This is a genomic window from Pseudonocardia sp. DR1-2, assembly GCF_023717215.1.
Classification (GTDB): domain Bacteria; phylum Actinomycetota; class Actinomycetes; order Mycobacteriales; family Pseudonocardiaceae; genus Pseudonocardia; species Pseudonocardia alni.
The window spans coordinates 1-26095 of record NZ_JAMQOF010000007.1 but is presented as its reverse complement, the minus strand read 5'-3'; the positions used below and the strand labels follow the sequence as shown (position 1 = coordinate 26095).

The following is a 26095-nucleotide window of genomic DNA, read 5'->3' as shown; positions in this document are numbered from 1 at the left end:
CGATGAGGTGGACGTGGTCGGAGAGCACGCTCACCGGCCCGCCACCTCCATGACGATGCGGGCGATCCTCTCGTCGGCCTCGCCGTGCCCGGCGGCGCGGGCGCGGCGGCCCATCGCGAGGGCCAGGTCGGGGTCGGTGAGCATCGGCATCAGCTCGTCGATCGCGCGTTCGCCGTTCATGTCCTCGTCCTGCACGAGCTTGCCGCCCCCGGCCTCGACGACCGGGCGGGCGTTGAGCGCCTGCTCACCGTTGCCGTGCGGCAGCGGCACGTACACCGCGGGCAGCCCGACGGCGGTGAGCTCGGCGACGGTGGTCATGCCGGACCGGCCGAGGACGACGTCCGCGGCGGCGTAGGCGAGGTCCATCCGCTCGATGTAGGGCACCGGCACGTAGCCGGGCCGCGGGTCGGCGGGGGTGCCGTTCTTCCCGTACGCGTGCAGGACCGAGATGCCCCGCTCGGTGAAGGCGGGCAGGGACTCGGCGACCGCGTCGTTCAGGGTCCGGGCGCCCTGGGAGCCGCCGAAGACCAGCAGCACCGGTCCGTGCGGCGGGAGGTTGAAGTGCGTCCGGGCCTCCGGCCGCAGCGACGCCCGGTCCAGAGTGGTGATCGAGCGGCGCAGCGGCATCCCGACCACCTCCTCGTTCGCGAGTCCGGTGCCGGGCACCGCGACGCAGACGGCGGAGGCGAACCGCGCACCGACCTTGTTCGCGAGCCCGGCGCGGGCGTTCGCCTCGTGCACGACGATCGGCACCCGGCCGCGGGCGCCGAGGTAGGCGGGCAGCGAGACGAACCCGCCGAACCCGACGACGACGTCGGCCTCGGCCGCCTCGAGCACCTCACGGACCCGCTTCACCGCGCCCCGGACGTTGCCGGGGAGCTTGAACAGGTCGGCGGTGGGCTTGCGGGGCAGCGGCACCGGCGGGATCAGCTCGAGCGGGTAGCCGCGGGCCGGGATCAGCTGGGTGTCGAGGCCCTTCTCGGTGCCGAGCGCGGTGACCCGGGCTCCCGGGACGAGCCGCCGGATCGCGTCGGCGACGGCCAGCGCGGGCTCGATGTGCCCGGCCGACCCACCCCCGGCGACGACGACCGACAGGCCGCCCCGCGCCGGCGCCGGCGCCTGCTCCCCCGCGGGTCGCGTGGTGGCGGGGCCGAAGGCGCGGGTCGCGTCCGGGCCGGTGGGTCCGGGCACCCCGTCGCCCTGCGGGTTCTGCTGCGGGCCGTTCGGCTGGGGGCCGGGTCCCTGGGGGCCGGGTCCCTGGGGGCCGGGTCCCTGGAGGCCGTGCGGCTGCGGGCCGCCTGGGCCCTGGGGGGCACCCGGGCCCTGCGGTCCGGGGGCGACCGGACCACCGGGGCCCTGCCGGCCGGGTGCGCCGGGGCCGTACGGGCCGGGGGTGGCCGGACCGAACCCGCCCGGGCCGACCGGGCGGAACGGGCCGGTTCCCGCGGGACCCGGGCGGCCGGGGCCCGCGTACCCGGGCCCCTGACGTGCGGGGCCCTGCTGACCCGACGCCTGCGGACCGGGACCCTGCGGACCCGGGCGGGCGGTGCCCGGGCCCTGCGCTCCCGGGCCCTGCTGTCCGGGGCCCTGCTGTCCGGGGCCCTGCTGTCCGGGGCCCTGCTGTCCGGGGGCGGGGTGGTGCGGGCCGGTGCCGGTCAGGGCGTTCGGGCCCGCGGGGCCGGGACGCCCGAACTGCTGCGGGCCGGGGCCACCGGGGACGGGGCCGTGGGGACCGGCGCCGGGACGTCCGGGCGCGTACGGACCGGGGGCGAACCTGCCGTGCGGGGGGACCGGGCCACGGGGACCGGTCGCCGACAGCGCGCCCGGCTCGGGCCCGCTCTGCGGACCGGTGGCGGTGACGCCGGCGTGCTCACGCTCGCCGGGCTGCGCCGGGCGCTGCTGCGGGGCCGACGGGGTCCGGGCCTGCTGCCACCCGGTGCCGAGCGGGGTGTCCGCCGAGGCGGCGGCCGGGAGCCCGGCGGCGTCGCCCGCGGGGTGCGCGACGGTCGGCGGTTCGCCGGCCGCCTGCTCCCGGCGGGCCGGGGTGGATCCGGTGGACTCCGGCCCCGGGGTCGCCGGGCCGGTCCGCCGGGGCTGCTGCGGGCCGGTCCGCTGCGGGGTGCTCCGCCCGGGGTCGGTCGCCGTGGGGTCCTCGGCCGCTGCGGTGTCCCGGCCGTCGGCGACGGGCTGCTGCGGGCCCGTCCCGGCGTCCGGCCCGGTCGTGTCGACCGGGTCCGGGCCGGTGGCGGCGACGGTGGGGCCGGTGTCCGACCCCGGCGCGCCGGGGACGTGCGGCCCCGGACCGGCGGGTGCGGGGCCGGCGGTGGGGCCGTCCTCCCCCGGGCCGGTGCGCGGCACGCCGTTCGCCGGGGCGCCGGACCGGGTCGGGTCCGGGCCGCTGCGTCCGGTGCTCCCGCGGGGGGTGAACAGGTCGTCGGCCGCGCCGGGACGCGCCGGCATCGCTCCGGGCGGCACCGGTCCCCCGGGCCGGCGGCGCGGCAGGCCGCCCGGCTGCTGTCCGGCGTCGTCGGCGGAGCGCGGTGCGCCGTTCAGGCCGCGCGGGCCACCGTCCGGGGCGACGCCGTCCGGGCCGTGGGACACGCCGTTCGGGCCCTGCGGAGCGCCCTGGTCCCCGCCCTCGGCCGCGCCGCGCGGGACACCGTTGCGCGGGGCGCCGTTCCGGGAGCCGCCGTTGCGGGGGGCGCCGTTCTGCGGAGTGCCGTTCTGCGGAGCGCCGTTCTGCGGAGCGCCGTTCTGCGGAGCGCCGTTCTGCGGAGCGCCGTTCTGCGGAGCGCCGTTGCGCGGGTCACCGTCGTGCGGGGCGTCGTGGCGGTCGGCGCCGTCGGGCCCGAGGTCCTCGTGCGCGGCGCCGTTCGCCGGCCGGGCTGCGCCGCGGTCGCCGTGCGCGACGCCGTTCGTCCCCTGCGGCCCGTCACCGCTGCGTGGGGCGGCGCCCGGGCGGCGGGACTGCGCATGCGGGTCCCACCCGGTACCGGGCAGCCGCTGCGGACCACGCGGACCCGGCTCGACGGACGGCTGCGACGCGGGGGCCTGCGCCGACGCGGACTCCGGAGCAGCGGAGGCACCGAACAGGTCCGCACCCGACGGGGACTCCGTGGGCCAGGCCGGGCGACCGCCCGTGCCGCCCGCCCCGTCCGGGGCGCCGAAGACCACACCGTCCGGCCGGACCTCGTGGGGCCCGGGGGCGCGGCCGCCCATGGTCGGACGCCGGCCGGGCTCCCGGCCCGAGCCGGTGCCGTCGTTCCCGCCGGTCTGATCCGTACCCGTCACGCTCTCGTGCCCCTTGCGTCGTCCGTCGTGTCCGCTCCCACCCGGAGTGGGAGCGCCCTAACGCGCCGCCCACCGCGACACCGGTGCCGGTGCGCGGTAGGGCTGCGGCAACGGCAGGCGCAGCAGCTTCGCCAGCCGCCCCTGCCCGTCCTTCCGGAGCGCGGCGACCGCCTCCGGCTCGTGCCGGGCCGCGTTCGTGAGCAGCCCGAACAGGAACATGGTCACCACCAGCGAGGTACCGCCGGAGGAGATCAGCGGGAGCTGCAGCCCGGTCACCGGCAGCAGTCCCACGACGTACCCGATGTTGATCGACGCCTGCACGACCATGCCCGCCGTCGACGTCGCGACGACGATCCGCAGCCACGGGTCGGTGTTGCGGGCGGCGATCCGCATGCCGGTGTAGGCCAGCGTCGCGAAGAGCGCGAGTACCGCACCCGCGCCGACCAGGCCCAGCTCCTCGCCGATGATCGCGAAGATGAAGTCGTTGTGGGCGTTGGGCAGGTAGTCCCACTTCGCCCGGCCCTGGCCGAGACCGACGCCGAACAGGCCGCCGTCGGCGAGCGCGTACAGCGCCTGCGTCGCCTGGTAGGCCGGGCCCAGCGGGTCCGCCGACGACGACAGGAACGCCGTGATCCGGCTGGCCCGGTACCCGGCGGTCAGCCCGAGGATCACCGCGCCGGCCAGGCCGCCGCCCGCGATCAGCGCGAGCAGCTTCACCGGGGCGCCGCCGAAGTACAGCAGCGCGAGCATGATGATCCCGACCGAGATCGTCATGCCGAGGTCGGGCTCCAGGACGAGCAGCGTGAAGATCACCAGCGTCACCGGGACGACCGGGTTGAGGGCGTGCTTCCAGCGGTGCATCACGGCGCGGCGGGCGGCGAGCACGTGGGCGCCCCACAGCGTCAGCGCGATCTTCACGCCCTCCGACGGCTGCAGCGAGACCGGGCCGAACGCGAACCAGGACCGGGCGCCGCCGCGCAGCGCACCGATCCCCGGGATCAGCACCAGGACCAGCGCGACCAGGCCGATGATCAGCAGCACCGGTGCCGCGGCGCGCAGGCGACGCGGGGGGACCCGCAGGCCCACGTAGAACAGCACCAGCCCGACCGCGCAGAACATCAGCTGACGGGTGAACACCGAGTACGACGAGCCGTCGCCGACCGACGACGCGGACAGCACCATCACCAGCCCGAACAGGGTCAGCAGCCCGAAGACGCCGAGGATCAGGTGCAGCGAGGTCAGCGGGCGGCGCAGCCAGCGCCGCAGCCGTCGCACGGCCCCGCGGGTGCCGGTCACGGCGGCCTGGCCGAGCGTGCGGTCCGGCGCGGCCGGGCTCACCGGGACACCCCGGCGGCGGCCAGGCCGGCGACGGCGGCGGCGAACGCGTCGCCGCGGTGGGCGTAGTCGCGGAACTGGTCCATCGAGGCGGCGGCCGGGGCGAGCAGCACGACGTCGCCGGGGCGGGCCAGGCCGGATGCGCGGCGGACCGCGGCCGGCATCGGGTCCTGCGGGTCGGAGGGCGCCATCGGACCATCGTGTCCCGGCGCGACCTCCTCGACCGGGAGGCCGGGCGCGTGTCGCGTCAGCGCCTCGACGATCGGTGTCCGGTCCGTCCCGATCACGACGATCCCCGCCAGCCGCTCGGCGTGCGCGGCGGCGAGCCTGCCGAGCTCGGCCGGGTCGACCCCCTTGAGCAGCCCGCCGACCACCCAGACGGCGCGGGCACCGGGCCGCCGGGCGGCGACGGCGGCCAGCGCGGCCCCGGCGGCGTGCGGGTTGGTCGCCTTGGAGTCGTCGAGGTAGGTGACACCGGCGTGCTCGCCGGCCGGGGCGCTGCGGTGCGGGCCGGGGGCGAACGCCGCCAGGGCGGCGCCGACGTGTTCCGGGTCGACACCGTGCGCGCGGGCCAGCGCGGCCGCGGCGAGCGCGTCGGTGATCCCGGGCGGCCCCGGGGGGACGACGGCGTCGGCCGCCAGCAGTGCCCCGCCGCCGAACGCGCGGTCGGTCAGCACCCCGTCGGCGACGCCGAGCTGGTCCGGTCCGGGCGGGCCGAGGGTGACCCCGACGCGTCGCGGTGCCGGGGACTCCCCGAGCAGCCGTGCGGCCACGGGGTCGTCGACCCCGCCGACCGCGACGTCGCCCAGCAGCGCGCGTGCCTTGGCCGCGGCGTAGGCGTCCATCCCGCCGTGCCAGTCCAGGTGGTCCTCGGCGACGTTGAGCACCACGCCCGCGGCCGGGCGCACCGACGGCGACCAGTGCAGCTGGAAGCTCGACAGCTCGACCGCGAGCACCGCGTGGCCCTCCGCGACCGCGGTGACCACCGGGTGCCCGATGTTGCCGCAGGCGACGGCGTCGACCCCGGCGCGCGCGAGGATCGCGGCGAGCATCTCGGTGGTGGTGGTCTTGCCGTTGGTGCCGGTCACGACCAGCCACGACGGCGGTGTGTCGCGCAGCGCGCCGAGCCGCCAGGCGAGCTCGGGCTCCCCGATGACCTCGACGCCGAGCCCGGCGGCCTCGGCGACCAGCGGGTGGTCCGGCCGGCGCCCGGGCGAGGTGACGACGGTGCGGACCCCCTCGGGGATCCCGCCGCCACGCCACGGCTCGACGCCGTCGGGCAGCGCGGACAGCGCGTCCGCGCGGTCGTCGGACAGGAGCACCCGGGCCCCCGCATCCACCAGGGCCGTCGCGGCCGCGAGGCCGGAGACCCCGGCCCCCGCGACCAGGACCGGGTCCCCGCCGAACGGGCCGCTCACCCGGAACCCGACATGGACAGCCACTCGGAGTAGAAGATGCCCAGCCCCATCGCCGCGCAGATCGCGGCGAGCAGCCAGAACCGGATGATGACGGTGGTCTCGGCCCATCCGGCGAGCTCGAAGTGGTGGTGGAACGGTGCCATCCGGAACAGCCGGCGGCGCGAGGTGCGGAACACGATGATCTGCAGCGACACCGACAGCGCCTCGACGACGAACACGCCGCCGATGACGACGAGCAGCAGCTCGGTGCGGGTCACCATGGACAGCCCGGCGAGCAGGCCGCCCAGCGCGAGCGACCCCGTGTCGCCCATGAAGATGCGGGCCGGGGCGGCGTTCCACCAGAGGAACCCGATGCAGCCGCCCATCGCGGCGGCGGCGACCAGGCCGACGTCGAGCGGGTCGCGGACCTCGTAGCAGCCCGCGGTCGCGGCGATCGCGCAGTTGTTGCGGAACTGCCAGAACGCGATGATCACGTAGGTGCCGAGCACCATCGCGGCGGTACCGGCGGCCAGGCCGTCGAGGCCGTCGGTGAGGTTCACCGCGTTCGACCAGGCGGCGACGATCAGGTTGCACAGCAGCACGAACCCGACGACGCCGAAGCTCAGCACCGTGATGTCGCGGACGAACGACAGGCTCTCCGAGGCGGGCGCGAGGTTGCGCTCGTTCACGAAGCGCACCGCGAGCACACCGAAGATCGTCGCGGTCAGGACCTGGCCGACGATCTTGGAGGTCTTGTTCAGCCCGAGGTTGCGCTGGCGACGGATCTTGAGGAAGTCGTCGAGGAACCCGACGACGCCCAGCGCGGTGGTCAGGAACAGCACCAGCAGCGCCGAGGCCGTGATCGGCTCCCGGGTGAACGCGTGCGAGCCCAGGTAGCCCACCCAGATGGCGAGCAGGATCGCCACGCCGCCCATCGTCGGCGTACCGCGCTTGGACTGGTGGCTCTGCGGGCCCTCCTCGCGGATCTCCTGCCCGAAGCCCTGCCGCGCGAAGAAGCGGATCAGGTACGGGGTGAGCAGGATCGACACCGCGAGCGCGAGACCCGCGGCCAGGAACAGGCCCCTCACCGGCACACCATTCCCTCGGTCGTCAGCAGGCCGGCGGCGAGCCGCTCCAGCCCGGCGCTGCGGGAGGCCTTGACCAGCACGACGTCGCCGGGCCGGGTCCGCTCCCGCAGCAGGGTCAGGGCGGCGGGCACGTCGGCGACGTGCTCGGCGCCGGGCCCGTAGTCGGGTGCGCCGACGGCGACCACCCGGGCCCCGGCGGCGCGGGCGTTCTCCGCTGCCGCGGCGTGCTCGGCGGCCGCGCCGTCGCCGATCTCGGCCATCGGGCCGAGCACGGCCCAGGCCCGGCGGTCCGGGCCGGCGATCTGCCCGAGCGCGGTGATCGCGGCGCGGACGGACTCGGGGTTGGCGTTGTAGGCGTCGTTGACGACGGTCACCCCGTCGGCGCGGTCGGTGACCTCCATCCGCCAGCGCGACGCCGGTGTCGCGGCGGACAGCGCCGCCGCGATCCCGTCCGGGGTGCCGCCCAGCTCGAGGGCGACCGCGGCGGCGGCGAGCGCGTTGGAGACCTGGTGCTCCCCCACCAGCCGCAGCGCGACGTCGGCCGACCCGGCCGGGGTGACCAGCCGGAACGACGCCCGGCCCGCGGTCAGGGTGACGTCGGTGGCCCGCACGTGCGCGTCCGCGGCGCGTCCGAAGGTGACGACCCGGGCGGGGGTGCGGGTCGCCATGGCGGCGACCAGCTCGTCGTCGGCGTTGAGGACGGCGACGCCGCCCCGCCCGCCGGGCAGGTCACCCGGCGGCAGCGCCTCGACGAGCTCGCCCTTCGCCGTGGCGATCGCGGCGCGGGAGCCGAACTCGCCGAGGTGGGCGGAGCCGACGTTGAGGACGACCCCGATCCGCGGTGGCGCGACCGCGCACAGCGCGGCGATGTGGCCGATCCCGCGGGCGGAGAACTCCAGCACGAGGTTGCGGGTGCCCGCGTCCGCGCGCAGCGCCGTGTACGGCGTCCCGAGCTCGTTGTTGAACGACTCCGGCGGCGCGACGGTCGGCCCCAGCGGGGACAGCACCGCGGCCAGCAGGTCCTTGGTGGAGGTCTTGCCCGCCGATCCGGTCACGCCGACGACGGCGAGGCCCGGCAGGGCGCCCAGCACGTGCCGGGCGAGGCGCCCCAGCCCGGCCAGGACGGCGGCGCCGGTCCCGTCGGGATCGACCGCACCGAGGTAGGTGTGGCTGTCGCGGACCTCGACCGGCGGCACGACGACCGCGGGGGCGTCGACCTCGCGGCCCGCCAGCACCGCGGTCGCACCGCGGGTGACGGCCTGCGCGGCGAAGTCGTGGCCGTCGGCCCGCTCCCCCGGCAGCGCCAGGAACAGCCCGCCCGGCCCGACCCTCCGGGAGTCGAACTCGACGGCGGTGACCGGCGCGGCGGCGGCCTCCTCGTCGATGCGGTGCAAGCGGCCGCCGGTCACGGCCGCGATCTCCGCCGGCGTCATCTCGATCATCGCCCGCTCGCCTCCACCGGTCCGATCCGTCCTCCTGCCCGTGCGCGGTCCGTGCCGGGTGCCGGCACGCCCTGCCCTGCCGCCCCGCGGCGCGTCACGTCGCCGCCCGGATCGCCGCCACCAGCTCGTCGGTGTCGTCGAACGGGTACTTGACGCCGTTGATCTCCTGGCCGGCCTCGTGGCCCTTGCCGGCGACCACCACCGCGTCGCCCGGGCGGGCCGAGCGGACCGCGTAGACGATCGCGCTGCGGCGGTCGCCGATCTCGATGACGTCACCGCGGGCGGGCTCGCCGAACGCGCCGTCGAGCATCGCGCGGCGGATGGCGCCGGGCTCCTCGCTGCGGGGGTTGTCGTCGGTCACGACGAGCACGTCGGACCGGATCGCGGCGGCGGCGCCCATCAGCGGGCGCTTGCCGGTGTCGCGGTCCCCGCCGCAGCCGAGCACGGTGATCACCCGCGCGTGCGGGCGGACCTGGCGGCGCAGCGCGTCCAGCAGCGCGGCGACGGCGGCCGGCTTGTGCGCGTAGTCGACCACGCCCAGCCAGGGCTGACCGGCGTCGACCCGCTGCATCCGGCCCGGCACCGACGCCCGGGCGAACCCGGCCGCGGCCACCTCGGGGTCGATCCCGTCGGCGTCGAGCACGGCCAGCGCGACGAGCGCGTTCGCGACGTTGTAGCGGCCGGGCAGGCTCAGCGTGACCGGCACCGCGAGCCCGCCGGGGCCGACCGCGGTGAAGGTCTGGGTGCCGTCGGGGTGCGCGGTGAGGTCGCGGACCGTCCAGGTGGCGTGCGCGCCGCGCGGGTCGGAGGAGACGGTGACCGCGTCCCGGTGGCGGGCCGCCAGCCGGCGGCCCCACTCGTCGTCGACGCAGACGACGCCGTGCCGCGCGGCCTCCACGCCCGCCCCGCCGCCGCCGAACAGCCGGGCCTTGGCCTCGAAGTAGTCGGTCATCGTGGGGTGGAAGTCCAGGTGGTCCTGGGACAGGTTGGTGAAGGCCCCGGCGGCGAACCGGGACCCGCCGACCCGGCCGAGCGCGAGCGCGTGGCTGGAGACCTCCATCGCCACGTCGGTCACGCCGGCCTCGACCATGACCGCGAACAGCGCCTGCAGGTCCGGTGCCTCGGGGGTGGTGAACGCGCTGGGCAGTGCCCGGGCCGGGTGGCCGGGGACCTGGACCCGGGTCCGCACGGTGCCGAGCAGCCCGGTGGCCCGCCCGGCGGCGGTCAGGCCCGCCTCCAGCAGGTGCGCGACGGTCGTCTTGCCCGAGGTGCCGGTCACCCCGAGCACCCGCAGGCGGGCGGTGGGCTCGCCGTAGACGGCGGCCGAGACCGGGCCGAGGACCTCGCGCGGGTTCGGGTGCACCAGCACCGGGAGCCGGGAGTGCCGGATCTCGGCGCGGTCCGCGCCCGCGGCGTCGGTGAGGATCGCGCCGGCGCCCGAGGCGACGGCCTGCGCGGCGAAGTCGGCGCCGTGGGCGCGGGCGCCGGGCAGGGCCGCGAACAGGTCGCCGGGGCGCACCGAGCCCGCCCGCAGGGTGGCGCCGGTGACGGTGTGCGGTCCGGCCGCGGGGTCGAGCAGCGGGCCGGGCCCGCTGCCGGCGGTGCGCGGGTTCAGCTCGGCGCCGACGAGCCGCCCGAGCAGGGCGACGTCGACCGGGCGCACCTGCGACGGGCGGTCCGGCAGCGACTCGAGGGATCCCGCCACGTCACCCGTCCCCGTCCGGTCGCCCTGCACACCACCCGGCCCGCCGCCGAGCGCGGATCCGCCGGCGCTCCGGGAGCGGGCGGTGGCTGCGGTGTGGAGGTCGGGCACAGGGCCGGAGGTTACCGACCGGCGCGGGCCGCCCCTCGTCCCGGTCAGGCGCCCGCGACCGCTCGCGGAGGCTGTCGCGGCGGGCGGCGGAACGACGACCGGCACACGGCCGTCCGACGAGCCGGATACGGCCATCCGGCGCAGGTTCCGGGCCGGTGGGCGGCTCGTCGGGCGGGGTGCACGGCGGCCCGGCCGGCACCCGTACGGGTGAGCAGTGGCCGGGACCGTCCGACGCAGCCGGACCGCACCCGGCCGCGCCGTCACCTGATCTGCAGGGTCTGCACCGGCTGCGGCACGGTCTGGACCGGCACGGCGTCGCGCTGGGCCAGGTAGGAGGCGATGTCGTGGAACAGCGGCGCCGCGCTCGTCCCGCCCTTCGGGGCGTCGAGCATGATCCCGATCACGAACCGCGGGTCCTGGGCCGGGAGCATCCCGGCGAAGGTGATCCAGTACTGGGAGCGCGAGTAGGCCCCGGTCGCCGGGTCCACCTGCTGGGCGGTGCCGGTCTTGCCCGCCACCTCGTAGCCGGGCACGGCGGCGGCGGGCCCGGTTCCGGACTGGCCGTGCGCCTTCTGGGTGACGGCGGTGAGCATCGTCCGCAGGGTCTGCGCGGTCTGCGGCGACATCACCTGCACCGGCTCGGGCGCCTCGGTCGGCACCCGGACGCCGTCCGGGCCGGTCGTCGCGGCGATGATCCGCGGCGGAACCCGGACGCCGTCGTTGGCGATGGCCTGGTACATCCCGGCCATCTGCAGGACGGTCATCGACAGGCCCTGCCCGATCGGCAGGTTGCCGAAGGTCGAGCCGGACCAGGTCGCACGGGCCGGGACCCGTCCGCCGCTCTCGCCGGGCAGCCCGACACCGGTCTTCTGCCCGATGCCCATCTTCGCGAGCATGTCCGAGAAGCGGTCCTCGCCGACCTTCTGCGCGGTCATCAGGGTGCCGACGTTGGAGGACTTCGCCAGCACGCCGGTCAGCGTGTAGTGGTCGACGCCGTGCTCCCAGGCGTCCTTGATCGTGCGGTCGGCGACCTCGATGCTGCCGGGCACGTCCAGCACGTCGTCGGGCTTGGCGACGCCGGCCTCCAGCGCGGCGGCCATGGTGACGACCTTGTTGACCGAGCCGGGCTCGAAGGGCGTGGTGACGCCCTTGTTGCCCAGCGAGTTCGGGTCCGCGGACAGCAGCTGGGCCGGGTCGAACGAGGTGTTGTCGGCGAGCGCGAGCACCTGCCCGGTGGCCCGGTCGAGGACGACGGCCGAGCCGCTGCGCGCGCCGGAGCGGCCCGCGTAGTCGGCCAGCATCCGCTGCACCTGGAACTGCAGGTCGGAGTCGATCGTCAGCTGCACGTCGGAGCCGGACACCGCGGCCTGCTCGGAGCGCACGCTGCCGGGGATGACGGTGCCGCTGCCCTCGGCGGTGTCGGCGATCTGGAAGCCGTCGCGACCGGCGAGCAGCCCGTCGTCGGAGGACTCCAGGCCGATCCGGCCGATCAGCTTCTGCGCGTCGGCGCTCCAGGTCGCGGCGCCGATGATGTTCGAGGCCAGCGTCCCGTTGGGGTACTGGCGCGCCTCGCGGCTCTCCTCGGCGATCTCCGGGAACTGTGTGCGCAGGTCACGGGCGGGCCCGGGGTCGACCGCGGTGGCCATCACGACGTAGCCGCGGTCGCTGTTCAGCGCCCGCTTCAGCTCCTCGGGGTCGCCGTGGGTCACCGCGGCGACGGCGTCGGCCATCCGGTTCTTGTAGGCGACCGCGTCCGCGCCCTTGGTGGCATTGATCAGGCGCGGGTTGGTGACGAGCGCCTTGGACTCGGTGGAGAACGCCAGCACGGCGCCGTTGCGGTCGCTGATCGCGCCGCGCTCGGCCGGGATGACGATCCGGCTGGCGCGCTGCTTCTCCGCGTCCGCGGTCAGCGTGCCCGCCTGCACCGTCTGGACGACGACGAGCTTCGCCCCGGACACCAGCAGCAGGGCGGCCAGCGCCACCCAGGCCAGGCGCAGCCGGAACCGCGGGTCGTCGGCCGGGGACCGGCGCCGGCCGCCCCGCGGACCCTGCCCCCGCGGCCGGGGGCGCGGCGGCGCGTAGACCATCAGTTCCCGCCCGCCGCCCGGGTGTCGGCCGGGACCTCATGCTCGGTGCCCTCACCGGCACCGGCGGCGCCACCCGCGGCGGCGCCCGGAGCGGCGTCACCGCCCTCGGCGGCCGGGTCGGTGGTGGCCGCGCCCGGCTGCTGCGCCTGCTGCGCGGGCGGGACCTGCGGGGCCGGTGCGTCGGCGGCGGGCGGGGCGGGCGGCGCCGCGGCGACGGCGGCACTCGGCTCCCCGACGACGTCGACGCGTCCGTCCGGTGCGACGACCAGGCGTGCCGGGTCGGTCACCCGGACCATGCCCTGGGCCGCGGCGCGGTCGGCGAGCGAGCCGGGGCTCTGCAGCACCGTGACCTCCTTGCGGAGCGCCTCGGACTGCTCGGTGAGCGACGCGGTCCGCTCCCGGGCCGCCTGCAGCGAGTAGGAGTCGGCCGCCGCGGCGGTCGACAGCCACAGCGTCGCGATCAGGCCCGAGACCAGCAGGACCATCACGACCAGCACGAACTTCGCGCGGCCGGTGTTCTCCCTGGCCGCGCTGCGGCGGCGCTGGTCGGCCACCCGTCGGGCGTCGCCGGGGCCGCGCTGGGCCGGGATCCGCGGGGGTGCCGCGGTACGACGGCTCTGGCGGGTGTCGGGCCGCGCCCGGCCACCGCCCGGGGTGCCCGGGCGCTCGATGACGGGTGTGCTCATCGGGGGTTCCTGCCTCTCCGCCGTGCCGGTACTGCCTGCGTGCTCGGGTCCGTGCCACGGGTGCTCACGGCCCGTCCTCCACGCGTTCCGCCGCGCGCAGCCGTACCGGGGCGGCCCGGGGGTTGCGGGCGATCTCGGAGTCGGACGCCTGCTCGGAGCCCCGGCTGAGCAGCCGGAACTCCGGTCCGTGTCCGGGGAGCTCCACCGGCAGGTCCACCGGGGTCCGCGAGCGGACGCGCTCGGCGAGCACGCGCTTGGTGATCCGGTCCTCCAGCGAGTGGTAGGACAGGACGACGATCCGCCCGCCCGGGGCGAGCGCGTCCAGTGCCGCGGGCAGCGCGTCGCGCAGCACCTCGAGCTCGCGGTTCACCTCGATGCGCAGGGCCTGGAAGGTCCGCTTCGCCGGGTGCCCGCCGGTGCGCCGGGACGCGGCGGGGACCACGCCGTAGAGCAGCTCGACGAGCTCGGTGCTGCGGGTGAACGGGCGCTTCTCCCGGGTCCGGACGATCGCGTTGGCGATCGGTCCGGCGAACCGCTCCTCGCCGTACTCCCGCAGGATCCGGCGCAGCTCGCCGGCGGTGTAGGAGTTCAGGACGTCGGCGGCGGTCGGCCCGGTGGTCGGGTCCATCCGCATGTCGAGGTCGGCGTCGCGGGAGTAGGAGAAGCCGCGGGCGTCCTCGTCGAGCTGGAGCGAGGAGACGCCCAGGTCGAACAGGATGCCGTCGGCGGCGGACACGCCCGCCTGCTCCAGCGCGCCGGCGACGTCGTCGTAGACGGTGTGCACCCGGTGCAGCCGGTCGGCGTAGGCGGTCAGCCTGCGGCCCGCGAGCTCGAGGGCCTGCGGGTCGCGGTCCATGCCGACGACGGTCAGCCGGGGGTGCGCGGCCAGCAGCGCCGCCGCGTGGCCGCCCATGCCGAGGGTGGCGTCCACGTAGACGGCGTCGCGGTCGCGCAGCGCGGGGTCGAGCAGCTCGGAGACGCGCTCCAGCAGGACCGGGGTGTGCCGGTCACCGGGCGCACGCTCGTCGCGCGGGGTGGCGCCGTCGCCGGAAGTACCGTCCACGTCCCACCCCCCGGTGCGCCGTCCGTCCCCGTGTGGTGCGTGCGTGTCGTGCGGGCCGCCGGTGCGGCGGCCGTACCCGGTCCCGGCCACGGGGGCCGGGACCGGGTGGGTCGATGTCCGTGGGTGTGGCGTGCCGGCTCCCACAACCGGTCCGCTCCACGCCCGAAGACGCGCGGGCGCCACCGCGCCACCCGAACTCCCCAGTCGGGGTGGGCGCCGGCGCCGTCCCCACCCGGGGGCCGTGCCGAGACGGACCTGGCACCGGGGAAGGTGTGCCAGGGCCGGCTCGATCACGGCACCCGGGTCGGGGCGGCGACGGTGGTGTCGTCCGCTGTCGGTCGTGCTGTCCTGCTCAGGTACTGCCGCCGTCCGTCGTCCCGCCCGCCAGCGGAACTCAGAACAGCCCGGGCAGAACCTCCTCCTGGGCCTTGGCGAACTCGTCCTCGTGCCGCTCCTGGTACTCCTGCCAGGCCTGCGCGTCCCAGATCTCGGCGCGCGTGAACGCGCCGATCACCACGCAGTCCTTGGACAGTCCGGCGTACCGGCGCAGCTCGGACTGGATCGCGATCCGGCCCTGGCCGTCGGGGTTCTGCTCGTCGGTGCCCGAGAAGAGGTTCCGCTGGAACACCCGCGCCGACTCGTTCGTCAGCGGGGCCGCGGCGATCTTGCGCGCCATCTCGGTGAAGGCGTCACGGGTGAACACGTAGAGGCAGTGGTCCTGCCCTTTCGTGATCATGCAGCCGCCTCGCAACTCGTCGCGGAATTTCGCGGGCAGCGTGAGCCGCCCCTTGTCGTCCAGCTTCGGGGTGTAGGTGCCGAGGAACACCGACCCCACCTCCACCTGGGACCCCTGTTCGCCCCAGCGATCACCACACTACCCCACACTCACCCACCGTCAACCCGAGACGGGTGGATCTTCGACCGTTCATCCGGTGTTTTCGCAGGTCAAGGACGGTGGGGCGCGGTGGGGGCACGCGACGCGCCACCCGGTCGCGCGACGTCCGGAGGCCGTTTCCGGCCACTCCGGCCGCACCTGCGCCCCACCGCTCCCCCACCGGCGTCGTCGCAGGTCAGGGACGGTTTCCGGGCCGATCCGGTCGTCCGGGGTGGGGACGGGTGGGGAGCCGGTGGGGGGACCGTGGTGAGCCCGGGTGGGGGGCGGTGGGGGGATCGGCGGACGCGCCGGTGGAGCGGCGTGGGGAACCACCGTGGGGCGCCGTGGGGGACCTCGTGGGGAACCTCCCGCCCGGGGCCGCCGGCGAGCCCCGGAGCGCGTCGCGTTCGGCCGTACGGAGCAGCGGGGCGAGGCGGGTGGCGGCGCCCGGTCCCGATCGGGGGACGTTTGACAGACTGGGGTCATCCGAGCCGTCTCCTGAGGAGGCCCGTTGTCGTCGAGCGCGCCGTCCGCGCCCTCCGTGCCACCCGTCCCGTCGCCGTCCGGTGGTCCCCTCCGCCGGGCCGAGGCCAGCGGTGCGCACCCCGGTTACGCGCCCGAGCCGATGGACGCCGTCGCCGTCGCCGACGCGGCGGGCCGGATCGCCGCCGCGATGGCCCGGATCATCGTCGGCAAGCCCGACACCATCCGGCTGGCCCTGGTCGCGATGCTCGCCGAGGGGCACCTGCTCGTCGAGGACGTGCCGGGCGTCGGCAAGACCACGCTGGCCAAGGCACTCGCCCGGGCCGTCGACGGGGCGGTGAGCCGGGTGCAGTTCACCCCGGACCTGCTGCCCGGCGACATCACCGGCTCGTCGGTCTACAACCGGCAGACATCGGAGTTCGAGTTCCGGCCCGGCCCGGTGTTCGCCAACGTCGTGATCGCCGACGAGATCAACCGTGCGTCGCCCAAGACCCAGTCGGCACTGCTGGAGTGCATGGCCGAGCACCAGGTCACCGTCGACGGCGGCACCTACCCGCTGGGTGACCCGTTCATGGTCGTCGCCACCCAGAACCCGGTGGAGATGGACGGCACCTACCCGCTCCCCGAGGCCCAGCAGGACCGGTTCACGATCCGCGTCTCGGTCGGCTACCCCGACCCGGCGGCCGAGCTGGCGATGCTCGAGGAGCACGGCTCGACCGACCCGCTGGAGCGGCTGCGGCCGGTGACCGACCTGCGCACGCTGCGGTCGATGATCGCCGGGGTCCGCGGCCTGCACACCGCGGCGGAGGTGCGCCGCTACTGCGTCGAGGTCGTCGGGGCGACGCGACGGCTGCCCGAGGTCCGCCTCGGCGCGTCGCCGCGCGCGACCCTGCACCTGCTGCGGGCCGCCCGCGCCTGGGCGGCGACCGCCGGGCGCGGCTACGTCGTGCCCGACGACGTCCAGGCCGTCGCCGTCCCCGTCCTCGCGCACCGGCTGGTGCTGGGCCCCGAGGGGGTCGCGGCCCGCCGGACACCGGCGGACCTGGTGCGGGCCGCCGTCGCGCGGGTCGCGGTGCCGTCCCCGCCGCGGGGCTGAGATGGCGCCGACCGCGCCGCTGTCCGGGCCACCGGCTCCCACCGAGCCCGGTGCCCCGGCGGCACCCGGGTCGTCGGCGCCGCTCGCGGCCGGCGGCGCGCCGCGCCGGGAACGGCGGGCCGGGCTGACCGTGCGCGGGCGCTGCCTGCTCGCCGGCGGCGCCGCGATGGTCGTCTCGGCGATCGCGCTCGACGAGCGCGACCTCGTCCGGATCGGCGCGTTCGTGCTGTTCCTGCCGCTGCTGGCACTCGTCGTCGCGCTGCGGTCGCGCCGCTCGCTGCAGGTCGGGCGCACCCTGGAGCCGGCGCGGCTGGAGGCGGGCAGCGGCGGCACGGTGCTGCTGCGGATCGCCGGCGGCGCCCTGCTGGGCGCACTGCGGATCGCCGACCACGTGCCCGACGCCGCCGGTCCCGCCGACCGTTACCCGCCGCGGTTCACCGTCCACCGGCTCGGCCGGCGCGGTGCCCGGGTCGGCTACCCGGTGCGGCCCGCGGTCCGCGGCGCGTACCGGATCGGTCCGCTGCGCGGTCGCGGCACCGACGCGCTCGGCCTCGCCGAGTTCCGCCACGACCTGCTCCCCGCCGACCGGCTGCTGGTCCTCCCCCGGGTCACCCCGCTGACCGGGCGCCCGGCCCTGACCTCCACCGCCGCCGGGCGCGGCGCCGAGGGCGGCAGCCGTCCCGGCCCCGGTACCCCGGACGTGCTGATCCGCCCCTACCGCCAGGGCGACGAGCTGCGCCGTGTGCACTGGCGCTCCAGCGCCCGGCGCGACGAGCTGATGGTCCGCCTCGACGACCGTCCCGACCCGTCCGGGGTGACCCTGCTGATCGACCGGCGCGACAGCGCCCACCGCGGGCACGGGCCCGCCTCCAGCCTGGAGTGGGCGGTGGCGTTCACCGCGAGCGTCGCGGTGCACCTGCTGCAGCGCGGCGAGGCCGTCGCGCTCGTCGACGAGTCCGGCGAGGCCGTCGGCGACGTGCCGCCCGGTGTGACCGGTGCGGACGCCGTCCCCCCGCGGCTGGAGTCGCTCGCGGTCCTGCGGCCCTCGGCGAGCACCGGGTTCACCGCGCCCGGCCCCGGGCCCGGGCACCCGGAGGGTGTGCTCGCGGTGCTCGGCGGGACCGCGCCGCAGGACGTCACCGCGCTGGTCTCGGCCTGGCCGCGCGGCGGGCACGCCGTCGTCCTCGACGTCGACACCTGGTCGGCCGCGACGCGGTCCCGCCCGGCGTCGGTCGCGGCGGCCGCGCTCCGCCGTGCCGGGTGGCACGCCACCGTCGTCACCTCCGACATGACCGTCCAGCGGGCCTGGGCGGACGCCTGCGGCTCGCCCGGTATCGCGGGGGCGACCGGATGAGCGCGCCGACCCGGCCCCCCGTCCGGCCCGCGCCGCCGCCCGCCGCGCCCGTCCCCGACGCCGCACCCGCGGGCCGGACGCCGGGTACCCCGGCCTGGACGGTCGTGCTGGGACCGGTCGCGACGGTCGTCGCGGTGCTGCTCGCCGGGACGGCGATGAGCTCGGTCGTGCAGGGCGCGACCTGGTTCGCCCACGCCGCCGTCGCGGTTGTGCTGGTCTCGCTGGTCGGCGGCCTGCTGCTGCCGCTGCGGGCCTGGCTGGTCGCGCCCGGCCAGCTGCTGGCCCTGGTCCTGCTGGTGACCGCGTGGTTCACCGGCAGCGGCGTGCTCGGGGTGCTCCCCGGGCCGTCGGCGTTCGGCGAACTGTCGGGCCTGCTCGGCGGGGCCGGGCAGCAGATCGACAGCGGGCTGCCGCCGGTCGCGGCGAGCCCGGAGATCCTGCTGCTGGTCACCCTCGGGTTCGGCACGATCGCGATCGCGGTGTTCGGGCTCGCGGTGACCGTGGCCGCCCCGGCCGCGGCCGGGGTGCCGCTGCTGGTGGTGTTCGCAGTGCCGACGGCGCTGCAGCCGGACCTGCTGCCCTGGTGGACCGTGGTCGCGGCGACGCTCGGCTACGGCGTGCTGCTGCTCCTGCGCCCGGACCGGCTGCGGCAGATCCCGGCCGGGGTCGCGGTCGTCGCGGTCGCCGTCGTGGGCTCGCTGCTGGCGGGACTGCTGGCATCGTCGGTGGGAACCTCGGGACGCTTCGACGCCACCGGCGGGACCGGGGGCGACGCCGACGGCTCGATCGGGCTGAACCCGTTCACCTCGCTGCGCGGACAGCTGACCCGCAGCGAGCCGCGCCCGTTGTTCAGCGTCCGGGGTCTGCAGACCCCGACCTACCTGCGCGCGCTCACCCTGCAGTCCTACGTGCCGCAGGAGGGCTGGAAGGCGGGGCGCCCGCTGCCGGGCGTACCGCTGACCGGGCCGCTGCCGCCGTCGACGTCCGGGCCGGCCGCGTCCCAGGACGTGCAGGTCGACAACCTGGGCTTCCGCGACTACTGGCTGCCGGTGTTCGGCGACCCGACCCGGATCGCGGTGAACTCACCGAGCTGGGCCTACGACGCCGACGGCGGCATCGTCTACAGCGAGCGCGCACAGTCCGAGGACGGCTGGACCCAGTCGATGCGACTGCCGGAGCCGTCGGCCGACCAGCTGCGCGCGGCCTCCGGGCCGACCACGGTCGACCGGTCCTACCTCGACACCGACGGTGTCGACCCACGGGTCACCGCGATCGCCCGGGAGGTGACCGCCCGGGCCACGACGCCGTTCGACCGGGCGATGGCGCTGGAGGACCACTTCACCGGGCCCGGCTCCCCGTTCACCTACAGCCTGGCGACCGCGCCGGGTGGCAACGGCGACGCCCTGGTCGACTTCCTGACCCGCGGCCGGACCGGCTACTGCGAGCAGTACGCCTCGGCGATGGCGGTCATGCTGCGCGCCGTCGACGTCCCGGCCCGGGTGGCGGTCGGTTTCACCGCAGGCGACGCCGACGGCTCCGGGGCCCGCACGATCACCACCGAGGACGCCCACGCCTGGGTCGAGGCGTGGTTCCCCGGCTACGGCTGGATGACCTTCGACCCGACCCCGCTCGCCGACGGCCGCACCATCGACCCGGCCTACGTCCAGCAGGCCCGGGAGCAGGACGGCGGCACGCCCGCCGCCGAGCAGACCCCGCAGCCCGAGCCGTCCGCGACGCCGCCGCCCCCCGAGGCCGGTGGCCCCACCCCGGAGCCTCCGCCCACCGAGGAGCAGGCGGCCGACCGGCCGACGGCCGCAACCGGGTCGTGGTGGCCGCTGGTCGTGGCGCTGCTGCTGGCGGCCGCGGTGCTCGCGGTCGTGCTGACCCCGGGCCTGTGGCGCCGGCACCAGTACTCCCGCCGGGCCGGGCTGGCCCGGGCGGGCGGCGACGGCGCTGCGGCGGCGGCATGGGACGAGGTCCTGGCCGCCTCCCGCGACCACGGGGTCCCGGTGCCGCCCGGGGACACCGTCCGCGCGGCCGCCGACCGCATCACCGAGCGGCACGGCCTGTCCGGGCGCCCCGCCGAGGCGCTGCGGGAGCTGGCGGGCCGGGTCGAGGCGAGCTGGTACGGCGGGATGCTGCCCGAGCCCGGCACGCTCGACGGTCTGGTGGACGAGGTGCGGACGGCGATCGCGGCCGGCGGGACGTCGTTGCGGGCCCGGGTGCTGCCGGCCTCGGTGGTGCCGGAGGCGGTCCGGCGCGGGCGCCGCCCGTCCGACGACGACCCGACGGCCGACGACGGCGCCGCCGACACGGCCGGGGAACCTGCCGAGCGCGGCTGACCCGCCCGGCGCGCACGGCCGCCCCGCCCGTCGAGCGCGGCCGACCCGCCCACCGCGGCACGGAGTTCGCAGGCCCCCGGCACCCCGGATCAGCGCCCGGCATCCGATCGGCGGCGTCGTCCGGCCGGCGGCATCGTCCGGCCGGCGGCATCGGCCTGCCAGCGGCATCGGCCGGCAGCGTCGCCCGGCCGGCGGTGTCGTCCGGTCGGCGGTGTCGTCCGGCGCGGGCCGGTCCCGACGCCGGGCTCCCGTCCCCGGTGACACCCGGGCCCGACGCCGGTACAGCGGACGGCCGGCGCCGGGCACACGACGGCGGGGCGGGCCACCGCATCGGTGTCCCGCCCCGCCGGGTGTCGTACGGGCGGCCACGTGGGCCGCCCCGTGTCACTCCTGCTCGAAGCGGCGCCGGAAGCGCTCCTCCATACGGCCGGTGAAGCCACCGCCGCTCTCGCCGGACTGCTTGTCCTTCGGGGCGGCCCCGCCCTGACCGGTCGTCTCCTCGCCGCCGCGACGGGCGCCGATCGAGGTGACCGCCAGCAACGCGCCGCCGAGCATGGCGAGGAAGCCGACGATGCTCAGGATCGGCAGGTCGCCGAGCCAGAGTGCCCGGAAGGGGATCCCGGCGACGAGCAGCACGAGGCCCACCACGAACAGGACGGCGCCCTGGATCCGGCGGCGCCGGGCGGGCTTGCTCCGCCGGCTACCGCTGACCGAGGACGCGAACTTGGGGTCCTCCTGGTAGAGGGCGCGTTCGATCTGTTCGAGCAGGCGCTGCTCGTGCTCGGAGAGCGGCATGCCTTCACCTCCGGCACACGTAATCGGACGGTAGGCCGCATTCGACCCGGGCCTCCTCGCCCCGGCCGGTACGACGGGCGCCCCAACCTGGGCGTCTGATGTCCAGAGTACGAGGCGAATCGTGCCGCGACCACCCGGACCGTCCAACCCGCTCGGCTGATCGTCGAGCGGACGGCGTGGCGCGGCGTGTCGTCGCTCACCCGGACTGTCGCAGACCCACCCGGACGGGGGTGGGCAGCCGGGTGAACGCCGGACGACCGGTCACCGACGGCAGCCGGACGGCGACCGTCGGACACCGGCGGCGGGGACGGGTGTCAGTACCGCCGGGCGAGCAGATGCAACCGCGGGGCGACCTCGGCGAGGGCGCCGACCTGCGACGCGAGCGCGTCCAGCTCGTCGCGCTCGTCGCGGCCCGCCGCCTCGCCCTCCTGGCCGGGGCCGGGCAGCCACGCCTCGAGGGTGCCGTCGCCCTGCAGGATCTCGGTCCGCAGCCGTCCGGTCTCGGCGGTGAGCTCCTGCAGCCGGTGCGCGTCGAACCGGCGCAGCAGCCGGTCGTCGGTACCGGTGCGGCCCTCGGGGTCGGTGAGCAGGGCACGGGCCTCGGCGAGCCGGCCGGTGGCCAGTCGCCCGATGAACGCGCCGTAGCGCCCCACCGTCAGCACCGACACCGCCCCGCCCGGGGCGGCGGCCGCGGCGAGCGCGGCGAGCACCCGGCCCGGGCCGTCGACGACCTCGAGCAGCCCGTGTCCCAGCACGAGGTCGGCGCCGTCGGCCGGGGCGACCTCGGCGAGGGTGTCGACGTCGCCGTTCACCGGGGTGATCCGGTCGGTCACGCCGGCCTCACCGGCGCGCCGGGCCAGCGTCGCCAGCGCGTTGGGACTGGTGTCGACGACGGTCACCGCGCAGCCGGCGATCGCCAGCGGCACCGCCCAGGTGCCGCTGCCCCCGCCGACGTCGAGCACCCGGGGCGCGGCCCCGGTGTCCCGGCGGACACGGTCGATCTCCCTGTCCAGCACCCGGAACACGGCGGCCCCGCGCGCTGCTCCGGCCTGCTCGCGTGTCGGCGATCCCACGGCACCGAGACTAGTGGCCCGCGCCGGTGCCCGGCCCGCCCGCCCGCCGGGACGCCCACGACCGGGCGCCCGACGATCACCGGCACTCCGCTCGGCGACCGTGCCGGACCGCACGGTAGGTTGGGTGGGTGCAGGTCGTCGCCACGCTCAGTCTCAAGGGTGGCGTCGGCAAGACCACGGTCGCACTGGGTCTGGCCGGCGCGGCGCAGCGGCACGGCGTCTCCACCCTCGTGGTGGATCTCGACCCGCAGGCCAACGCCACCACCGCGCTCGACCCGGAGCCCACCACGGCGACCGTCGCCGACGTGCTGGACGAGCCGCGCCGCGCGGTCGTCGAACGGGCCATCGCGCCGTCGGCGTGGGGCGAGGGCCTCGACGTGCTGGTCGGCGCGGAGCAGACCGAGCGGCACAACCACCCCGACCCGGGGGCGGCGCAGCTGTACCGGCTGGACCGCGCCCTGCAGCGGCTGGCCGGCGAGCTGATCACCGACGACTCCGGTGGCTCCGAGCACGCCGAGGAGCGCTACCGGCTGGTGATCGTGGACTGCCCGCCGTCGCTGGGGCAGCTGACCCGCAGCGCGCTGTCCGCCGCGGACCGGGCGATCCTGGTGACCGACCCGACGATGTTCTCGGTGTCCGGCGTGCAGCGCGCGTTCGACGCGGTCCAGACCGAGCGCGAGCGGTCCAACGACCGGCTGCAGCCGCTGGGTGTGCTGGTCAACCGGGTGCGGCCGCGCAACACCGAGCACGAGTTCCGGATCTCGGAGCTGCGCGAGCTCTTCGGCCCCCTGGTGTTCAACAGCGTCCTGCCCGACCGCTCGGCGGTCCAGCAGGCCCAGGGCGCCTGCCTGCCGATCCAGGCCTGGGACACCCCGGGCGCCCGGGAGATCTCCGCGGTGTTCACCGCGCTGCTGGGCCGGGTGCTGCGCAGCGCCTCGCGCCCCGCCGCCTCGGCCTGACCGGCTCCTCCCGGCCCGCTCCTCGGCCCCGTCCGCTCGCGTTCTCCTCCGTCCGCCGATCCGCTCCCCCGTGCGGCCCGCCGCCCCGGCGGACGGACCTCACCGGGGCAGCAGCAGCTGCACCCGGGTCACGAACTGCTCGGCCTGGCGCAGCAGGTCGTCGGCGGCACGCCGGTCGACGTGCCGCCCGATCCCGGCCTCGGCCTCGATCCGCAGCCGCGAGCACCCGGCGAAGAACGCCGCCCACTCCTCCAGCTCCGGAGCGACCTCGGCGAGGAGCCGCCAGACGTCGCGCGGGGCGCCCCGGCGGGTCCGGGGCCGGGCCCGCATCGCCAGCACCGCCGCCCCGGCACGCAGCGCGGCGAGGTAGGCGGCCGGGTAGCGGCGCAGCGGCTCGGTCTCCCGGTGCGCCTCGGCGAGCTGCTCGGCGGCCTGGCGCAGCAGCCCGAGCGCGTCCCGCGACGGCGGGGCGGGCGCGGGCGACCGGAGGGGCACCGGCCCGGCCGGCCGTGCCGCGCCCCCGTCCGACGGCACGGGTGCGCCCGGCAGGGGGACCACCTGCCCGGACCGGCCGGCGGCGCCGGTCTCCCCGGCCCGGCCCGGCCGGCCGGTGCACCCGGTCCCGGCCGGGTCCGCACCGGTCCGGCCGCTCCCCCGCCGGGACGGCGCCGCCCCGGCGGCGGCCCCCGTACGGTCGGCGGCGCCCCGTCCCGTGCCCCGGGCCGCGCCGCAGTCCAGCGGCCACAACCCGTCGGCGACCGGCCGCACCCGGCCGGACCGCCGCTCCGGCCGCGCGGCGCCCGCCGGGGCGTCGCCCGGCCGTCGCACCCCGGCGGACCGCGGCGACGGCAGCGCCAGGTCCAGTTCCATCGTCCTGCTCCGCACGCGCACCTCCCGCATCTCCCGCACCTCTCAGTCGACCTTCACCAGGTCCCACACGCCCGGACCGGACCGCATCCGCAGCACCACCTCGCGCGGCGGCTCCTGCGGGTCCTGCACCGACCGGGCGAGCACCCGCCAACAGCTCAGCCGGTCCCCGCCCACCGGCATCGGCGACGGGAACGGCCACGGGGACTCCTCGATCCACTGGTCTCGAACCCCGGTGACCAGGAAATGTTCCCCGCGGCGCGACGGACGCCGCGAGAACTCGACCGGCTCACCGTTCTGCCAGCGCACGTCGATCGCCGCCGGCTGGCGGGACCGGAACAAACGCGAGAAGCCGCCCACTGGCATCACCACGCCCTCCACCCGGTGGCCGGGCCTCGGTTCCCACCACCGGAATCGGTCTCCGGGACGCCCGGCGACGGGGTGCTTCCCCCACTCCGCCCACCGGACGCCCCGGCGTCGAACGCGCGTTCGACATACGCCAGTAGAACGCGTGTTCGATCGTCGCGTCAAGTCGGGCGACCGGGTGGCGCCACTCACCCACCGGCACCGCGGCGGGGTGCCCGGTCCGGACCCGCCGGGACCGGCCGGACGTGGTGTGATGGGGGCATGTACCCGGACACCGACCCCGCCCCGGCGCGGGCGTGCGGTCCCCACCGGGGCCGGTGCTCGCGGTGACCGCCGCACCGTCGCGTGCGCGCCTGGTCGGCCTCGGCCGCAGCGACTTCGCCGACCGGCTGGGCGAGGCGATCGACGTCTACGTCACCGCGATGGGCTACCCGCGGTCGACCGCACGCCAGCGCCGCTCGCTGTGGCTCGAGCACTCCTACCGGCCGGGCTGGCGCTCGGTCGGCTGGCTCGACGCGCAGGACCGGCTCACCGGCATCGGCTACGGCTACTGGGGCGGCCCCGGGCAGTGGTGGTTCGAGGAGGTCCGGCGCGGGCTCCGCGCCCGTCGCGGGGAACCCGGCGCCGTGAGCGCCGACTGGCTGACCGACTACTTCGAGCTGACCGAGCTGCACGTCCACCCGCAGGCCCAGGGCTCGGGCATCGGCGAGTCGCTGCTGCGGGCGCTGGCCCGCGACGCCGCCCGGGCCCGGATGCTGCTGTCCACCCCCGAGTACGGCCGCGCCACGCCCGGCCGGGCGTGGCGGCTCTACCGTCGTGCCGGGTTCGTCGACGTGCTGCGCGAGCACCTGTTCACCGGGGACCCGCGCCCGTTCGCCGTGCTCGGGCGCGAGCTGCCGCTGCTTCCCACGGATCACCCGACACACGCCCCCGAGTGACGCCGGGACCGTCGTACCCGGGTGGCACGATGACGCCATGCCGCCGCACCGCACCGCGCCACCCGCACGCCGTCGATACCGGACGCGTGCGCTCGTGCTGCTCGCGGTGCTGGCCCTCCTCGCGCTGACCGGCTGCACCCGGGTCCAGGTGGCCCTGGCCGTGCAGCCGGACGACACCGTCGACGGCACGATCGTCGTCGCGACGCCCGAGGGCGCGCCGGACGGCCGCGGCCCGCAGCTGGAGGTCCCGGCCGACCTCGCGGGCGATGTCGAGCTGTCGCCGTACGACCAGGACGGCTTCGTCGGCACCCGTGCGGCCTTCGAGAACCTGACCTTCGCCCAGGTCTCGCAGCTGAACCTGCTCGGCGGGAACGCGTCGGGACGGGCGAACCTGGAGCTGCGCCGGGTCGGGGAGCGGATCGCCGTGCAGGGCCGCGCCGACCTGACCACGATGCCGGTGGACCGGGCCGACGTGCGGCTCGCGATGAGCTTTCCCGGCGAGGTCGTCGAGTCCGACGGCGAGACCGACGGCGGCACCGTCACCTGGGAGTTCGTCCCCGGTGAGGTCTCGCAGATCAACGCCTCGGTGATCTCGACCGATCCGAACGCGCCGTCGATCCTGGGCTGGTCGCTGCTGCTGGCCGGGCTCGTCGTCGTCGCGGCGGGGGCCGCCGTGCTGCTGGCCCGGCGCGACCGGAACCCGCCGATCCGGCGCCGAGGGCGGGCCGGGCCGGCGGGGGGGGGCG

At 77.0% G+C, this 26095-nt stretch carries 20 protein-coding genes; 6 read left to right on the top strand and 14 right to left on the bottom strand.

Annotated elements, in window-relative coordinates; all coding sequences use genetic code 11:
• Positions 1-30: 30 nt before the first annotated feature.
• The 10 genes from murG to mraZ all read right to left on the bottom strand — a co-directional run bounded on the left by murG (position 31) and on the right by mraZ (position 15028).
• Positions 31-1191 carry an undecaprenyldiphospho-muramoylpentapeptide beta-N-acetylglucosaminyltransferase gene (gene murG, locus ND486_RS20745; protein ID WP_374231606.1) on the bottom strand — a complete coding sequence of 387 codons (1161 nt, stop codon included), beginning with the start codon at positions 1189-1191 and terminating at the stop codon, positions 31-33.
• Between the two features lie 2157 nt (positions 1192-3348).
• Positions 3349-4629 (bottom strand): putative lipid II flippase FtsW, encoded by a 1281-nt coding sequence (gene ftsW, locus ND486_RS20740; RefSeq protein WP_208826625.1) that lies wholly within the window; start codon positions 4627-4629, stop codon positions 3349-3351.
• The gene (gene murD, locus ND486_RS20735) at positions 4626-6044 is read right to left on the bottom strand and encodes a UDP-N-acetylmuramoyl-L-alanine--D-glutamate ligase (RefSeq protein ID WP_251785976.1); all 1419 of its coding nucleotides are present in this window, start codon (positions 6042-6044) and stop codon (positions 4626-4628) included. Before murD ends, ftsW begins: the two co-directional genes overlap by 4 nt.
• Positions 6041-7111 (bottom strand): phospho-N-acetylmuramoyl-pentapeptide-transferase, encoded by a 1071-nt coding sequence (gene mraY / locus ND486_RS20730; RefSeq protein WP_062404548.1) that lies wholly within the window; start codon positions 7109-7111, stop codon positions 6041-6043. Before mraY ends, murD begins: the two co-directional genes overlap by 4 nt.
• Entirely contained in the window at positions 7108-8553 is a 1446-nt protein-coding gene (murF, locus tag ND486_RS20725; protein WP_251785974.1) for a UDP-N-acetylmuramoyl-tripeptide--D-alanyl-D-alanine ligase, read from the bottom strand. Before murF ends, mraY begins: the two co-directional genes overlap by 4 nt.
• A gap of 94 nt (positions 8554-8647) precedes the next feature.
• Positions 8648-10258 (bottom strand): UDP-N-acetylmuramoyl-L-alanyl-D-glutamate--2,6-diaminopimelate ligase, encoded by a 1611-nt coding sequence (locus ND486_RS20720; RefSeq protein ID WP_251785972.1) that lies wholly within the window; start codon positions 10256-10258, stop codon positions 8648-8650.
• Between the two features lie 368 nt (positions 10259-10626).
• Entirely contained in the window at positions 10627-12453 is a 1827-nt protein-coding gene (locus ND486_RS20715) for a penicillin-binding protein 2 (protein ID WP_251785971.1), read from the bottom strand.
• Positions 12453-13139, bottom strand: a complete 687-nt coding sequence (locus ND486_RS20710) for a septum formation initiator (protein ID WP_251785969.1) — start codon at positions 13137-13139, stop codon at positions 12453-12455. The genes ND486_RS20715 and ND486_RS20710 overlap by 1 nt, the downstream gene beginning before the upstream one ends.
• A gap of 64 nt (positions 13140-13203) precedes the next feature.
• Entirely contained in the window at positions 13204-14202 is a 999-nt protein-coding gene (rsmH, locus tag ND486_RS20705) for a 16S rRNA (cytosine(1402)-N(4))-methyltransferase RsmH (RefSeq protein ID WP_251785967.1), read from the bottom strand.
• A gap of 394 nt (positions 14203-14596) precedes the next feature.
• Complete coding sequence (gene mraZ / locus ND486_RS20700) at positions 14597-15028, bottom strand: division/cell wall cluster transcriptional repressor MraZ (protein ID WP_043276508.1); 432 nt, start codon at positions 15026-15028, stop codon at positions 14597-14599.
• A gap of 673 nt (positions 15029-15701) precedes the next feature.
• On the opposite strand from mraZ, the gene ND486_RS20695 reads away from it, so the two are divergent.
• The 3 genes from ND486_RS20695 to ND486_RS20685 are packed head-to-tail and all read left to right on the top strand — an operon-like array spanning position 15702 to position 20351.
• The gene (locus tag ND486_RS20695; protein ID WP_062402153.1) at positions 15702-16655 is read left to right on the top strand and encodes a MoxR family ATPase; all 954 of its coding nucleotides are present in this window, start codon (positions 15702-15704) and stop codon (positions 16653-16655) included.
• Between the two features lies 1 nt (position 16656).
• On the top strand, positions 16657-18009 hold the full coding sequence (locus tag ND486_RS20690; RefSeq protein WP_251785966.1) for a DUF58 domain-containing protein: 1353 nt from the start codon (positions 16657-16659) through the stop codon (positions 18007-18009).
• Positions 18006-20351, top strand: coding sequence for a DUF3488 and transglutaminase-like domain-containing protein (locus tag ND486_RS20685; RefSeq protein ID WP_251785964.1), 2346 nt, complete (start codon positions 18006-18008; stop codon positions 20349-20351). Before ND486_RS20690 ends, ND486_RS20685 begins: the two co-directional genes overlap by 4 nt.
• Before the next feature lie 384 nt (positions 20352-20735).
• Here ND486_RS20685 and ND486_RS20680 read toward each other — a convergent pair whose 3' ends face one another.
• A complete protein-coding gene (locus tag ND486_RS20680; RefSeq protein WP_100880227.1) occupies positions 20736-21146 on the bottom strand; it encodes a DUF3040 domain-containing protein in 411 nt (136 codons plus the stop codon).
• A 314-nt stretch (positions 21147-21460) separates the two neighbouring features.
• Positions 21461-22219: a bifunctional 2-polyprenyl-6-hydroxyphenol methylase/3-demethylubiquinol 3-O-methyltransferase UbiG gene (locus tag ND486_RS20675; RefSeq protein ID WP_224402908.1), complete on the bottom strand. Its 759-nt coding sequence runs from the start codon at positions 22217-22219 to the stop codon at positions 21461-21463.
• Between the two features lie 128 nt (positions 22220-22347).
• Between ND486_RS20675 and ND486_RS20670 the strand changes: the two genes are divergently transcribed.
• Complete coding sequence (locus ND486_RS20670) at positions 22348-23178, top strand: ParA family protein (protein WP_073573930.1); 831 nt, start codon at positions 22348-22350, stop codon at positions 23176-23178.
• Positions 23179-23277: 99 nt separating this feature from the next.
• On the opposite strand, the gene ND486_RS20665 is transcribed toward ND486_RS20670, so the two are convergent.
• Positions 23278-24048: an SAV_6107 family HEPN domain-containing protein gene (locus ND486_RS20665; RefSeq protein WP_251785962.1), complete on the bottom strand. Its 771-nt coding sequence runs from the start codon at positions 24046-24048 to the stop codon at positions 23278-23280.
• Between the two features lie 42 nt (positions 24049-24090).
• A complete protein-coding gene (locus ND486_RS20660) occupies positions 24091-24411 on the bottom strand; it encodes a hypothetical protein (RefSeq protein ID WP_051050348.1) in 321 nt (106 codons plus the stop codon).
• Positions 24412-24737: 326 nt separating this feature from the next.
• Between ND486_RS20660 and ND486_RS20655 the strand changes: the two genes are divergently transcribed.
• Entirely contained in the window at positions 24738-25349 is a 612-nt protein-coding gene (locus ND486_RS20655; protein WP_062404536.1) for a GNAT family N-acetyltransferase, read from the top strand.
• A gap of 37 nt (positions 25350-25386) precedes the next feature.
• Positions 25387-26095: hypothetical protein (locus ND486_RS20650; RefSeq protein ID WP_251785960.1), on the top strand; the 709-nt coding region annotated here is incomplete at its 3' end.

Excerpts from the sequence above, each read along its gene's own strand:
- ND486_RS20660 (WP_051050348.1), bottom strand. The coding sequence starts at position 24,411 with ATGCCAGTGGGCGGCTTCTCGCGTTTGTTCCGGTCCCGCCAGCCGGCG.
- ND486_RS20715 (WP_251785971.1), bottom strand. The coding sequence starts at position 12,453 with ATGGTCTACGCGCCGCCGCGCCCCCGGCCGCGGGGGCAGGGTCCGCGG.
- murF (WP_251785974.1), bottom strand. The coding sequence starts at position 8,553 with ATGATCGAGATGACGCCGGCGGAGATCGCGGCCGTGACCGGCGGCCGC.
- ND486_RS20665 (WP_251785962.1), bottom strand. The coding sequence starts at position 24,048 with ATGGAACTGGACCTGGCGCTGCCGTCGCCGCGGTCCGCCGGGGTGCGA.
- ND486_RS20690 (WP_251785966.1), top strand. The coding sequence starts at position 16,657 with ATGGCGCCGACCGCGCCGCTGTCCGGGCCACCGGCTCCCACCGAGCCC.
- ND486_RS20710 (WP_251785969.1), bottom strand. The coding sequence starts at position 13,139 with ATGAGCACACCCGTCATCGAGCGCCCGGGCACCCCGGGCGGTGGCCGG.
- ND486_RS20685 (WP_251785964.1), top strand. The coding sequence starts at position 18,006 with ATGAGCGCGCCGACCCGGCCCCCCGTCCGGCCCGCGCCGCCGCCCGCC.
- ND486_RS20680 (WP_100880227.1), bottom strand. The coding sequence starts at position 21,146 with ATGCCGCTCTCCGAGCACGAGCAGCGCCTGCTCGAACAGATCGAACGC.
- ND486_RS20695 (WP_062402153.1), top strand. The coding sequence starts at position 15,702 with ATGGACGCCGTCGCCGTCGCCGACGCGGCGGGCCGGATCGCCGCCGCG.